At 63.5% G+C, this 11529-nt stretch carries 15 protein-coding genes and 2 tRNA genes; 14 read left to right on the forward strand and 3 right to left on the reverse strand.

Annotated elements, in window-relative coordinates:
- Positions 1 to 299: 299 nt before the first annotated feature.
- The 3 genes from C7I84_RS27015 (at position 300) to C7I84_RS27020 (ending at position 2292) form a co-directional block, all read left to right on the forward strand.
- Positions 300 to 755: a hypothetical protein gene (locus tag C7I84_RS27015; RefSeq protein WP_133170167.1), complete on the forward strand. Its 456-nt coding sequence runs from the start codon at positions 300 to 302 to the stop codon at positions 753 to 755.
- Between the two features lie 92 nt (positions 756 to 847).
- A complete protein-coding gene (locus C7I84_RS29845) occupies positions 848 to 1681 on the forward strand; it encodes a hypothetical protein (RefSeq protein WP_133170168.1) in 834 nt (277 codons plus the stop codon).
- 218 nt (positions 1682 to 1899) lie between these two features.
- Complete coding sequence (locus tag C7I84_RS27020; RefSeq protein WP_133170169.1) at positions 1900 to 2292, forward strand: hypothetical protein; 393 nt, start codon at positions 1900 to 1902, stop codon at positions 2290 to 2292.
- 11 nt (positions 2293 to 2303) lie between these two features.
- Here the strand turns inward: C7I84_RS27020 and C7I84_RS27025 are convergent, their stop codons facing one another.
- The 3 genes from C7I84_RS27025 to C7I84_RS27035 all read right to left on the reverse strand — a co-directional run bounded on the left by C7I84_RS27025 (position 2304) and on the right by C7I84_RS27035 (position 4554).
- Entirely contained in the window at positions 2304 to 2573 is a 270-nt protein-coding gene (locus C7I84_RS27025; RefSeq protein WP_106775326.1) for a hypothetical protein, read from the reverse strand.
- 11 nt (positions 2574 to 2584) lie between these two features.
- The gene (locus C7I84_RS27030) at positions 2585 to 4243 is read right to left on the reverse strand and encodes a tyrosine-type recombinase/integrase (protein ID WP_245428630.1); all 1659 of its coding nucleotides are present in this window, start codon (positions 4241 to 4243) and stop codon (positions 2585 to 2587) included.
- Between the two features lie 236 nt (positions 4244 to 4479).
- Positions 4480 to 4554: transfer RNA gene (locus C7I84_RS27035), tRNA-Thr, on the reverse strand.
- 160 nt (positions 4555 to 4714) lie between these two features.
- Between C7I84_RS27035 and C7I84_RS27040 the strand changes: the two genes are divergently transcribed.
- From C7I84_RS27040 to C7I84_RS27090, 11 genes are all read left to right on the forward strand, one after another.
- On the forward strand, positions 4715 to 4912 hold the full coding sequence (locus C7I84_RS27040; RefSeq protein WP_106775327.1) for a hypothetical protein: 198 nt from the start codon (positions 4715 to 4717) through the stop codon (positions 4910 to 4912).
- Positions 4913 to 5054: 142 nt separating this feature from the next.
- Positions 5055 to 6344 carry a UDP-N-acetylglucosamine 1-carboxyvinyltransferase gene (gene murA, locus C7I84_RS27045; protein WP_106775328.1) on the forward strand — a complete coding sequence of 430 codons (1290 nt, stop codon included), beginning with the start codon at positions 5055 to 5057 and terminating at the stop codon, positions 6342 to 6344.
- A gap of 91 nt (positions 6345 to 6435) precedes the next feature.
- Positions 6436 to 6870, forward strand: a complete 435-nt coding sequence (locus C7I84_RS27050) for a DUF2948 family protein (RefSeq protein ID WP_106775329.1) — start codon at positions 6436 to 6438, stop codon at positions 6868 to 6870.
- A 10-nt stretch (positions 6871 to 6880) separates the two neighbouring features.
- Entirely contained in the window at positions 6881 to 8176 is a 1296-nt protein-coding gene (hisD, locus tag C7I84_RS27055; RefSeq protein WP_106775330.1) for a histidinol dehydrogenase, read from the forward strand.
- A 2-nt stretch (positions 8177 to 8178) separates the two neighbouring features.
- Positions 8179 to 8664, forward strand: a complete 486-nt coding sequence (locus C7I84_RS27060; protein WP_106775351.1) for a UPF0262 family protein — start codon at positions 8179 to 8181, stop codon at positions 8662 to 8664.
- A gap of 37 nt (positions 8665 to 8701) precedes the next feature.
- Positions 8702 to 9097, forward strand: a complete 396-nt coding sequence (locus C7I84_RS27065; protein ID WP_106775352.1) for an arsenate-mycothiol transferase ArsC — start codon at positions 8702 to 8704, stop codon at positions 9095 to 9097.
- A gap of 105 nt (positions 9098 to 9202) precedes the next feature.
- Complete coding sequence (gene infA, locus C7I84_RS27070) at positions 9203 to 9421, forward strand: translation initiation factor IF-1 (protein WP_006200926.1); 219 nt, start codon at positions 9203 to 9205, stop codon at positions 9419 to 9421.
- A gap of 27 nt (positions 9422 to 9448) precedes the next feature.
- Positions 9449 to 10075 carry a Maf-like protein gene (locus C7I84_RS27075; RefSeq protein WP_106775331.1) on the forward strand — a complete coding sequence of 209 codons (627 nt, stop codon included), beginning with the start codon at positions 9449 to 9451 and terminating at the stop codon, positions 10073 to 10075.
- Positions 10076 to 10089: 14 nt separating this feature from the next.
- Entirely contained in the window at positions 10090 to 10296 is a 207-nt protein-coding gene (gene yacG / locus C7I84_RS27080; RefSeq protein ID WP_106775353.1) for a DNA gyrase inhibitor YacG, read from the forward strand.
- Between the two features lie 223 nt (positions 10297 to 10519).
- Positions 10520 to 10595, forward strand: a tRNA-Phe gene (locus tag C7I84_RS27085).
- Between the two features lie 327 nt (positions 10596 to 10922).
- Entirely contained in the window at positions 10923 to 11336 is a 414-nt protein-coding gene (locus C7I84_RS27090) for a hypothetical protein (protein ID WP_133170170.1), read from the forward strand.
- Positions 11337 to 11529 lie beyond the last annotated feature (193 nt).

Raw genomic sequence — 11529 nt, forward strand, 5'->3', positions numbered from 1 at the left:
CGACTTCATCCCCTCTCCATCCGCTCGAAAAACCGAACGGATGGTCGCAGAACGAACCAATGAGGGGGGTCAATTTTGGACGCCGATAACCCCGCCTAGGGGGTCAACTTTGCACGCCGGTTCACAGGCAGGCTAACGTCACGCTGTCCAGGCGCTTTCTCCTGCGGTCTCACAATGCCCCGCCACGGTTCAACCTACATGGGCGGCTTTATGGCGCCTTCTGGGTCAATCTGCCGAAGGAAGAACGGGGCGGCCTCCGCATCAATGGTGAGCCCATCGTTGACCTGGACTTTGCCAGCATGTTCCCCCGGCTGGCCTATCTTCACCTGGGCCTTGAGCCCCCGCAAGGCGACCTCTATGCCATTCCGGGTCTGGAGGAGCATAGAGCCGGCGCAAAGGCGGGGCTTTCGGCGCTCCTGTCGACCAAGGCGGAGATGCAAAGGCTATCGCCTGAGGTGAAAGAGAAGTTGCCTCCGGGGTGGACCGCAAGGCGTCTTCGCGATGCCGTCGCCACGAAGCACCCCGCTTTGGTGCCGCTCTTCGGAACGGACTTCGCGCTGGACCTCATGGCCCTTGAAAGCCGCATCATGGTGGCCGTGCTCCTCGACCTCATGCGACAGCGCATCCCCGCTCTGCCCCAGCACGATGGCATGCAGGTGCCGGCTTCACGGGAGGAGGAGGTGAGAGAAGCAATGAGGAAGGCGAGCCTTGCGGTGACTGGGAGGGAGATACAGGTGGTGAGGAAGGCAATATAACAACCCGCCTGTGGCCGACGAAAACAGCCTGCTGAAACTGGGGGGCAATCGTTGTACTAGGGAAGCATCTGAGTCTTTTTGGAGTACAGTCTGTGAAGGACCCGGCAAAACCCTTGGGAAAGAGGTTCACCCTTAATTATGTGGAGAAGGGCGAAAGGCAACCTGACGGCAAGAAAGCTCGCAGGAGAATATCGGCACTCGTTAGCCACGTGGCCTTCGGCGATCAGACTCCACGAGGCACTTACGAAGCTCTGGAGAGAGCTTTAACGAGAGAGTTGGGAGAAAATGTCAGCAACTTGGAGCGGTTTTTTGCCAATTGCACGATCCATGATGTCTTGGATGCAATAACAATTGTTAGCAGAAATCTTGTCGGCAATGCCAATGTTTATTTTATTCGTGAGGTAAACCGAATTCTAAACGAAGAACATCTAACCTACAAAGTTGACGCTGAGGGCGGCGTCCATCCGTTTGTCGATCCCGAGTTTTCTCGCACATCAGCAGCGACAGTTGCGGCATTGTCCGCCGCCCGGTACGCGACTGTCTTGGAGCACTTTGAAAATGCAGTCGAACTGCTAGGGGGCGCGAACAGCAAAAGCAAAGCGGCGATACGAGAGGTGTTTCTTGCCCTGGAGACGCTCTTTAAGCTCGTTGCTCCCGGGGCTCCGAACAAGCTTGCTTCAAGAGAGATTGAGAGTTTTCGAACTTTCGCGCTTGCTCAAATTGGGGCAGACGCAGTGGCTAAGAATGTTACCAGCAAAATGATTGCAGCTTTGACAGACTGGGTTGATGGGGCACATTTTTATCGCCACGGCCAGAAGGAGGAGGAACCCATAGAGCCCCCATTCCATCTGGCAGTACTTGTCGTATCACAGGGTGGAGCTTTCCTTAGATGGATGGCGAGCCTCGACAAGCCGGGCATCGCATGACGCGAATACCACATTGGGCTGGGCCACTCGGCAGGCTGACACGCGATGTGCTATTGTTAAGTTGTAGGACGAATCGATGCGGGCTGTAGCTTGGGCTGGCCTATTTGCGGGGCTTGGTGGCACGGCCATCATGGCTTATGCGCCGATCTTACTCCCCGACGCCCGCCCGCATCGCCTTTGGGGTCGGCCTTCTTCTCTTGGTGGGCGGGGGCGCGTTGATGCTGTGGCCATTTCGCAAGAAGCAACCAGTTGGCGGCGGTGGGAGCGGCGGCGATTTCAACATCACCACCGGGGACATTTCGGGCGGCATTAATCGCATAGGCCATGAATTCCATAAGCCTCTTCAGCGTCGGATGAGCGACGAAATGAAGGCTGGTTTGCTGCGGGACCTACCGAAGGACCGACCGGTCTCCGTCATGGGCATGAATGGCAATACGGAATCGATGACGTTCGCCAATGAAATCTATGCATTTCTTAATGCCAACGGTTACGAAATGAAAGCAGACACCGCGACGTGGCACATGTTCTTCAATCCCCCCGTTGGTAACGTGAATATCAGTCAACACGACAACGGTGCGGAATGGGCCATCGTTATCGGACCTGCAGAGTAGAGCCTGCATTCTTATTGCTTGAGCAATCGGTTAAGCTCCTCGGACGCTTTCGCATCTGCAACGTCTGCCTTTCGGATAACTTCCATGCCGCCCGCAAGGAACGGAAGACACTTGGAGCCGCCGCACAGGCTGACGGAAGCGTTCCACCGATCCTGCACGAAGAAAAGGCGGCTAGGCATATCGGCATGCACCTCATAGCGAAACATCGTGGCAAACACGCCGGTAGCCACCAGTATGCTAACGGGCAGAGCCCATTGGGCTGCTTTCGATAGACCGCTCATCCGCTTCCCCCTTACTCCGGTCGCCAGCCGGTATCGTTCACCTCGAAGCGAGGCATCTTGTTGATCTCTGCGTTGACTACGGCAGGGGTCCAGTCCCCATAGTCCTCCCGCGCATCTACCGGGCCGCTCCCCATCATGTAGTCGCGGGTCTCCTTATCAAGTCTCCATCGGGGGTCTCGGCTTCGCGTGGTGAAGAGGTGCCTCCAGGCATGGTTCGGACGACCATTCGGAGCCGGAATGCCAAGCTCCTCAGTGATCCAGTCAGCAACCCGCGTGCCCACCTCTTTGGCACGATGCTTGGCGCCAAGCTTGGAGAGGTCGGTTCCCTTTGGATACGGCTTGTAGAAGGCTGGGCCCTCGCCCATCCGCCGAATCATATGGAGAAAGCCGAGGTCAATGAGGTGCTCATGAATGCCAACGGTCCATGCCTTACCGCTCTTGGTACTGCCATCCGCAGGGGTGATGAGGAGAAAGGGAATGCCACGCTCTTCTCGAAGATGGATGCCCCGGAATTGGGTTACCTCACTGACGCGAAGACCCGTATAGGCAAGCACCCATGGCACCCAGAACAGTGCCCGTTTATGGGGAAGCGAGAGACCTTCCTTCTTCGTGCCCTCAAAGGTTGCAGCGAGAATCTTAAGCGCATCCTCTTCGCTATAGCCCTTTGACCCTTTCGGCGCGTCCGGCTCGCGTTTGTCCCGGATGCCTGCGGCGACGTTGGTGGGAAGGTCGAACTCCTTAACGCCATGCCCCAGCACCGAACGCAGGGCAGAAAGATATTTGTCGTTGGTGGTCTTGGGTGACAGGCCGGTCCCTATGAGGTGGTCGCGCCAGCGCCGAACGTCATCCTTCGTCACCTTGCGAGCATCGCTGTGCCTGATGAAGTTCGCAAACTTTTGCAGATACGAGCGGTCATCGCTGATAGTCTTGGTCTTGATTGTCCGCGTCTTAGCCTTGTGGTCCAATAAATCGAACAGCGACAGAGTGGCAGATTTGGCGACCGACACCGGCGTGCTCCTTGCCGCGAACACCGCTTCGGCCGCCTTTGCCTCTGCGACCAGCGGAGGGTCCTGAAGACTGCCACGCGATATCTCCAGCGCTTCGGCCAGTTTGGCCTCAACCCTCATCCCGGCTATGTTGACTTTATGCCGAGAGTGCCAATCTACCGTCTCCACCCCGGCAAGCTTCAAAGCGGCATCGGTCACGGCCCCTTGGGTGGCCTCTCCGCTCAGGAAGAACTTTGCCCTAAGGATGGGGAAGAGGCCGAGCAAGCCTTCGCCCTTTTCCAGCCGGTTGCGCCAGTGTTCTCGCTCCGCTTCCTCGGGGCTTTGCAGACCCTCTCCGAGCCTCCTTACTTCCTCCAACGCTGCTTGGCGCACGTCAGAAGGCAAGGTTGCGAGTTGTGTGAGTTCCCCATGAGAAAGGCCACGCAGATGGGGCGGCAGCACCGTGAGCCCGGCAAACTCGGGTGCGTCACTGGGATTGTGCTTGTGACGCTCGAAGCGATTTGCGGCCTCCAGCGTTGCCACGGCTAGCGCGTCGCGATCACTCAAAGCTTCAGGGCCGGCCCTCAACAGCCCCTCCCATGCAGCCATCCTGGCGTGCCAAGCGGTCAGCCGGCTACTGTATTCGGCTTCGGCGTCGTCCCGATCTACCGTCCCCAGCGACAAGGAAAACTCTTGGCTTCCCCCAACGTCACTGACGCCCAACGTCTGCAATTCGGCACGGCGTAGCCAAATCTCAGTCGGGATTCGGAATCGACCCTGCCAAACGTTCGAGCCTTTGCGTTTGTGGAGCCCACGCATTCGCCATCGCCTGCTAGCCATTCCTAACGCCATCCCATAGCAGTCCGCATTGACGGAAGCCACGGAAAACACTAAGTTATTGATGCTACAGGCCGGAAGAATGGTGCTGCCAGAGAGGATTGAACTCTCGACCTCTCCCTTACCAAGGGAGTGCTCTACCACTGAGCTACGGCAGCCCGTTGAATGCGGGGCCTTCTGCCACATGGGAACGGCAAGCGCAAGGCATCTTGCGATGCCATGTTGTCGCCCGGGCGGCGTCATGTCCGGGCCGCATTTTTCAGGTCCTTCTGCCGTCGGACATGCTACAGCCGGGACGGGCTGATCGCGAGCACGGAAATGGGGACAAGCAGAAATAGCGGGAGCATTCCCGCCAAGCCGGACCGGGCGGCGCGCCTGGCCGAGGAACTGCGCGCCAATCTGGCCAAGCGCAAGGCGCAGGCGCGCTCGCGGCGCGCCGGCGACACGTCGTCCGCGGCCGACGCCGGCAAGGGAGAGGCGTCCGGCGCGCCCGCGAAGAGGGATAAGGATTCGTAAATCGGCCGGCGGCATCATGCTGCGCCGGGCGGACGCAGGGGCAGGCATGCCGTTTCTTGAACCGTGCGGCTCTATCGTCTAGAGCCTGCGCTTTGTACAATTCTCGCCAAATGCCGGCCGATTCGCCGGGAAAGTGATCTTCATGGACCGCATCAGACTGGTCGGGGGCAACGAGCTCAACGGGCGCATCCCGATCTCCGGCGCCAAGAACGCGGCCCTGCCGCTGATGATCGCTTCGCTGCTCACCGACGACACGCTGACGCTGGAGAACGTGCCCCATCTGGCGGATGTCGAGCAGCTGATCCGCATCCTCGGCAACCACGGCGTCGACTATTCCGTCAACGGACGCCGCGAGAAGCAGCAGGAAGGCTATTCGCGCACCATCAACTTCACCGCCCGCAACATCGTCGACACCACGGCGCCCTACGAGCTGGTGTCGAAGATGCGGGCGAGCTTCTGGGTGGTCGGCCCGCTGGTGGCGCGCATGGGCGAGGCGAAGGTGTCGCTGCCCGGCGGCTGCGCCATCGGCACGCGGCCGGTCGACCTGTTCCTCGAAGGCCTCGCGGCGCTCGGCGCCAAGATCGAGGTCGAGAACGGCTATGTCCTCGCCAAGGCCAAGAACCGGCTGAAAGGCAACCGCTACGTGTTCCCGAAGGTGTCCGTCGGCGCCACGCATGTGCTGATGATGGCGGCCACACTCGCCCGCGGCGAGACGGTGCTGGAGAACGCCGCGCGCGAGCCGGAGGTCGTCAACCTCGCCGACTGCCTCAACGCCATGGGCGCGAAGATCACCGGCGCCGGCACCTCGACGATCCATATCGACGGCGTCGAGATGCTGTCGGGCGCCCGCCAGAAGGTGATCCCCGACCGCATCGAGACCGGCACCTATGCGATGGCGGTGGCGATGGCCGGCGGCGACGTGCTTCTGGAAAACGCCCGGCCCGACCTCTTGCAGGGCGCGCTCGACATCATCGCCGAGACCGGCGCCGAGATCGTGCCGACCAATTCCGGCATCCGCGTCAAGCGCAACGGCCACGGCATCCAGCCGGTCGACATCACCACCGAACCCTTCCCGGGCTTCCCGACCGACCTGCAGGCGCAGTTCATGGGCCTGATGACCATGGCCAAGGGCAAGTCGCGCATCACCGAGACCATCTTCGAGAACCGCTTCATGCATGTGCAGGAGCTGGCCCGCCTCGGCGCCAAAATCTCGCTCTCTGGCCAGACCGCCACCGTCGAGGGCGTCGACACGCTGAAGGGCGCGCCGGTGATGGCGACCGATCTGCGCGCCTCGGTGTCGCTGGTGATCGCCGGCCTCGCCGCCGAAGGCGAGACAATCGTCAACCGCGTCTATCATCTCGACCGCGGCTTCGAGCGGCTCGAGGAGAAGCTGTCGGGCTGCGGCGCGGTGATCGAGCGGCTGTCGTCCTAGGCAGCGCACCGCGATCCCCGCCACAATGGTTGCGCGGGTCGGCAAGAGTGCATAGTTAGGCCGACGCTTACTCGCAATCCGGGCGCCGGACATGGACCAGCTCAAGCTTGCCGCCCTCGACGAAGAGGACCTGAACGTCATCTCCGCGCACGTCCAGGACGCGGTGACCAAGGTCGGCGACCTGAAGTTCCACCAGCGCGACCGGCGTTTCGTGGTGCCGATCCACCGCTTCGCCTGGGAGACGCAGGCGGGGCTGTTCCCCGACCGGCCGCAGCGGCGCAGTAGCGTGCTGCATTTCGAGCGGGTCGGCGCGGTCAAGGCGTCCGGCGTGGCGCGCGGCAAGCCGGAGGACGTGCTGGCGCTGCTGGCGCTGCGCTTCCATCCGGCCGAAGCGCCCGGCGGAACCATCGAGCTGGTGTTCTCGGGCGGCGGCGCGATCCGCCTCGAGGTCGAGTGCATCGAGGCGCGGCTTGCCGATCTCGGCGGCGCGTGGGAAGCGTCCTCGCGACCGAAACACCGGATATGAGAGCCTCGCCGTGGCCACGACCCTCCGCACCTCCGAAGCCGATTTCGAGGAGCGCTTCGCCCGCTTCCTGACCACCAAGCGCGAGGTCTCGCCGGATGTCGACGCCATCGTGCGCGACATCATCGCAGCGGTACGGGAACGCGGCGACGCCGCGCTGCTCGACTACACGCAAAAATTCGACCGGGCCGACCTCGGCAAGACGGGTCTGGCCGTCACACGGGCCGACATCGAACGCGCCTACCAGGAGGCCGATGCCGCTACCGTCGAGGCGCTGACCTTCGCGCGCGACCGCATTCTCGCCCACCACAAGCGTCAGCGGCCGGCCGACGACCGCTACACCGATTCGCTGGGTGTCGAGCTCGGCTCGCGCTGGACGGCGATCGAGGCGGTCGGCCTCTACGTGCCCGGCGGCACCGCCGCCTATCCGAGTTCCGTGCTGATGAACGCGATGCCGGCGATCGTCGCCGGCGTGCCGAGGCTGGTCATGGTGGTGCCGCCGTCGGGCGGCACGATCAACCCGCTGGTGCTGGTCGCCGCCGATCTTGTCGGCGTGCACGAGATCTATCGCGTCGGCGGCGCGCAGGCGGTCGCGGCACTTGCCTACGGCACCGAGACGATCCGCCCGGTGGCGAAGATCGTCGGCCCCGGCAACGCCTATGTGGCGGCGGCCAAGCGGCAGGTGTTCGGCACCGTCGGCATCGACATGATCGCCGGCCCCTCGGAAGTGCTGGTGATCGCCGACGGCGCCAATGATCCGGACTGGATCGCCGCCGACCTGCTCGCCCAGGCCGAGCACGACAGCGGCGCACAGTCGATCCTGATCACCGACGACGCCGCCTTCGCCGACGCCGTCGAGGCGGCGGTGGAGCGCCAGATCCGGCTTCTGCCGCGCGCCGAGACGGCGTCGGCGAGCTGGCGCGATTTCGGCGCGATCATCCTGGTCGGGACCCTGGACGAGGCGCTGCCGCTTGCCGACCGCATCGCCGCCGAGCATGTCGAGCTTGCCTTCGACGGGGCCGAGAAGTTCCTGCAGCGGCTCACCAATGCCGGCGCGGTGTTCCTCGGCCGCCATACGCCCGAGGTGATCGGCGACTATGTCGGCGGCTCCAACCATGTGCTGCCGACGGCGCGTTCGGCGCGCTTCTCGTCGGGCCTCTCGGTGCTCGACTTCATGAAGCGGACTTCGATCCTGAAGGTCGGTCCCGAGCAGCTCCGGGCGCTGGCGCCGGCCGCGATCGCGCTCGCCAAGGCCGAGGGGCTCGACGCGCATGCACGCTCCGTCGCCATCCGCCTGAACGACGGATGACCATGCGCGGGCGCGACGCAAGGACCTCCAGGCTGGTCGACGTCGAGCTCGACGAATCGATCGGCCGCTCGACCCCCGACATCGAGCACGAGCGCGCCGTCGCGATCTTCGACCTGATCGAGGAGAACAGCTTTCAGCCGGTCAGCGACGACGGCTGCGGACCCTACCGGCTGAGGCTGTCGCTGGTCGATTCGCGGCTGGTGCTCGCGGTCGCCCGCCAGGACGGCGCCGAGGTCATCACCCACATCCTGTCGCTCACGCCGTTCCGCCGCATCGTCAAGGACTACTACCTGATCTGCGAAAGCTATTACGAGGCCATCCGCTCGGCCACGCCCAGCCAGATCGAGGCGATCGACATGGGCCGGCGCGGCCTGCACAACGAGGGCTCGCAGACGCTGCGCGACCGGCTGTCCGGCAAGATCGACGTGGATTTCGATACGGCGCGGCGGCTGTTCACGCTGATCTGCGTTCTGCACTGGCGCGGCTAGCCCCGACGTGAGCGCCCTGCCCCGCTCGATCCTGTTCATGTGCCGCATGAACGTGGTGCGCTCGCCGATCGCCGAGGCGGTCGCCCGCAGGCTGCTGCCCAAAACCATCTACGTCGCATCGGCGGGCGTGCGCCGCGGCGAGCCCGATCCCTTCGTCGACGCCGTCCTTCGCGAAGACGGGCTGGCAGCGCCGCAGCGGCGCGCCCAGACGCTGGACGACCTCGAGGACGACTATTTCGACCTGATCGTCACGCTGGCGCCGGAGGCGCACCATGCCGCGCTCGAGCTGACGCGCTCGCTCGCGGTCGAGGTCGAATACTGGCCGACACCGGATCCGACCACCGCCACCGGCACGCGCGACCAGATTCTGTCCGCCTACCGGGACGTGCGCGACCGCCTGAAGGCCCGCATAGCCGCCCGGTTCGGCGCCTGAAAGGCCAAGAATATGCGTGTTCACAAAGGCCCGATAATCATATAGGTTCCGCGCAATTTTTCCGGACCAGTCCTCCGGAAGCACCATCCAAGAAAAAGGTAACGAATGCCGAAGGAAGAAGTCCTCGAGTTTCCGGGCGTGGTCACGGAACTGCTCCCGAATGCCATGTTCCGGGTGAAACTCGAAAACGAGCACGAGATCATCGCCCACACCGCCGGCCGCATGCGCAAGAACCGCATCCGCGTTCTCACCGGCGACAAGGTTTTGGTCGAAATGACCCCCTACGACCTCACCAAGGGCCGCATCACCTACCGCTTCAAATAATTTCGCCGGTCGGCTCCGGCTTTTCCCATGAGCACCCTACCGAAGCTTGTTCTGGCATCCGCTTCGCCCCGCAGGATCGAGCTCCTGCAGCAGGCGGGCATAGAGCCCGACCGCGTGTTTCCGGCCGATGTCGACGAGACGCCGCAGCGTGCCGAGCATCCCCGCTCGCTGGCCAAGCGGCTGTCGCGCGCCAAGGCGGAAAGGGCATGGGAGGCGCTCAAGGGCGATGCCGATCTCGCCGACGCCTTCGTGCTCGCCGCCGACACGGTGGTGGCGGTCGGCCGCCGCATCCTGCCCAAGGCCGAACTGACCGAGGAAGCCGCCAACTGCCTGAAGCTGCTGTCGGGGCGGGCGCACCGCGTCTATTCCGGCGTCTGCCTGATCACGCCGGCCGGCAAGGTCCGGCAGCGGCTGGTGGAAACGAGGGTGCGCTTCAAGCGTTTCTCGCGCGAGGAGCTGGAAGGCTACCTTGCTTCCGGCGAATGGCGTGGCAAGGCCGGGGCCTACGCCGTGCAGGGCCTGGCCGGCAGCTTCGTCGTCAAGCTGGTCGGCTCCTACACCAACGTCGTCGGCCTGCCGCTCTACGAGACGCTCGGGCTGCTGGCCGCCGACGGCTACAAGCCCTATGTGAACTGGCCAGCGGCTCGAGCCTGATCAGCCAGGGTATGATGAAAAACGAAAGCGCGAAGATCGAGCCCCTGAGGCCGAAGCGGCCATGCCCGGAATGCGGCCGGGCCTCGGCGCGCGAGACCTACCCGTTCTGCTCGCCGCGCTGCAAGGCGATCGACCTCAACCGCTGGCTATCGGGCGCCTACGCCATCCCGGTGAAGGAGGAGGAAGAGGAGGACGACCCGCAGCGAGGCGAGCCGGGCTGAGGCCGGTCCTCCCCGCCGGCGCGAACGGCCGTGGCGACTGCCAACGCCTAGTGTCCGCCGGTTCGGGAGGTGCCGGAACAGCGGCCTCCGCCCGCGACGCGGCGAACGTCCATTTTCCTTCCCGCCGGTGCTGGACAGCCGAAAATCCCATGCTATAACCCAGCCGCTTTCGCCGGATCGCACCGGCGCTCCCGCGGATCGGCGCCCGCCGTTCAAAGGAAAAGCCCAGGTAGCTCAGTTGGTAGAGCAGCGGACTGAAAATCCGCGTGTCGGTGGTTCGAATCCGCCCCTGGGCACCATTTTCCTTTTCCTGAAGTGCGCAGAATTCCAGAGCGGTCGGCCGCAGGCGAGGGCCTTGCTCCGTCTTGTCGATGCCGATAAACGCCATGCTGGCGGCGGGCGGATATCTGCTGCAGCGCGTGACTGGCACCGAAGGGGACGCCGGGGGCGATCCTGCCGAGCTGCAGCAGCAGGAACATCGGTGCAAGCAGCACGAACTCCAGTGCCGCAGTCGCGTGCCCCGACCGGCGGAAGCGGAAACACGAAGCCCACGCGGAAATTCCGGGGAGTGACTTTGCCCACGGCAGCGGCAATAGTACGCACGCTCGTATCAGGTGAGGTGTTTCATGAACCGTCATGTTGTTCGCGGATTGACCGCCGCCGGCGCGGCCCTCTTCTTCTCGGCGACGGTCGCGGCGGCATCGCTGGAGCAGATGCAGGGCGCCTGGGTGATGGAAGGCGCCAGCTGCTCCGAGGCCTTCAAGAAAAGCGGCGGCAAGGTCGAGTTCGTCGACCGCGACTCCTCCATCGATACCGGCCTCATCGTTTCCGGAAAAACCATAACCACGCCCGAGCAGTCCTGCACTGTCGAGAAGATCAGGCAGGAAAAGGACCACATCAGCGTGCTGCTCGGCTGCTCGGACGCGGTGATGTTCAGCAGCATCTCCGCCTCGTTCCGGATGACCGACGCCGATCATTTCGAGCGCTTCGAGACGCTCTTTCCGGATGCCTCCTTCACCTACGAACGATGCAAATTCTGATCTGAGGAAATCCCCGCAACCGACAAGGCCAGACGGGCCGAGCGCGACGGTCTTTGTCTTGCCCTCGCTCCGCCAGACCGGGCTAGTGTCGAGCCGCGGTTGCCGCTTCGGACATGCGCAAAACGACCGCCCTGTTTGCGCCAAAATTCGGCGACCATGTTGCCATTTGCATTCGGCGCGCCGCCAGCGGCCG

This window comes from Kumtagia ephedrae, assembly GCF_003012745.1.
Taxonomy (GTDB): Bacteria; Pseudomonadota; Alphaproteobacteria; order Rhizobiales; family Rhizobiaceae; genus Kumtagia; species Kumtagia ephedrae.

Coding starts and splice junctions, on each gene's coding strand:
- C7I84_RS27015 (WP_133170167.1), top strand. CDS start 300: ATGTTCCCCCGGCTGGCCTATCTTCACCTGGGCCTTGAGCCCCCGCAA.
- C7I84_RS27060 (WP_106775351.1), top strand. CDS start 8,179: ATGCGCGGGCGCGACGCAAGGACCTCCAGGCTGGTCGACGTCGAGCTC.
- murA (WP_106775328.1), top strand. CDS start 5,055: ATGGACCGCATCAGACTGGTCGGGGGCAACGAGCTCAACGGGCGCATC.
- C7I84_RS27065 (WP_106775352.1), top strand. CDS start 8,702: ATGTGCCGCATGAACGTGGTGCGCTCGCCGATCGCCGAGGCGGTCGCC.
- C7I84_RS27020 (WP_133170169.1), top strand. CDS start 1,900: ATGCTGTGGCCATTTCGCAAGAAGCAACCAGTTGGCGGCGGTGGGAGC.
- C7I84_RS27025 (WP_106775326.1), bottom strand. CDS start 2,573: ATGAGCGGTCTATCGAAAGCAGCCCAATGGGCTCTGCCCGTTAGCATA.
- yacG (WP_106775353.1), top strand. CDS start 10,090: ATGAAAAACGAAAGCGCGAAGATCGAGCCCCTGAGGCCGAAGCGGCCA.
- infA (WP_006200926.1), top strand. CDS start 9,203: ATGCCGAAGGAAGAAGTCCTCGAGTTTCCGGGCGTGGTCACGGAACTG.
- C7I84_RS27040 (WP_106775327.1), top strand. CDS start 4,715: ATGGGGACAAGCAGAAATAGCGGGAGCATTCCCGCCAAGCCGGACCGG.
- C7I84_RS27075 (WP_106775331.1), top strand. CDS start 9,449: ATGAGCACCCTACCGAAGCTTGTTCTGGCATCCGCTTCGCCCCGCAGG.
- C7I84_RS27090 (WP_133170170.1), top strand. CDS start 10,923: ATGAACCGTCATGTTGTTCGCGGATTGACCGCCGCCGGCGCGGCCCTC.
- C7I84_RS27050 (WP_106775329.1), top strand. CDS start 6,436: ATGGACCAGCTCAAGCTTGCCGCCCTCGACGAAGAGGACCTGAACGTC.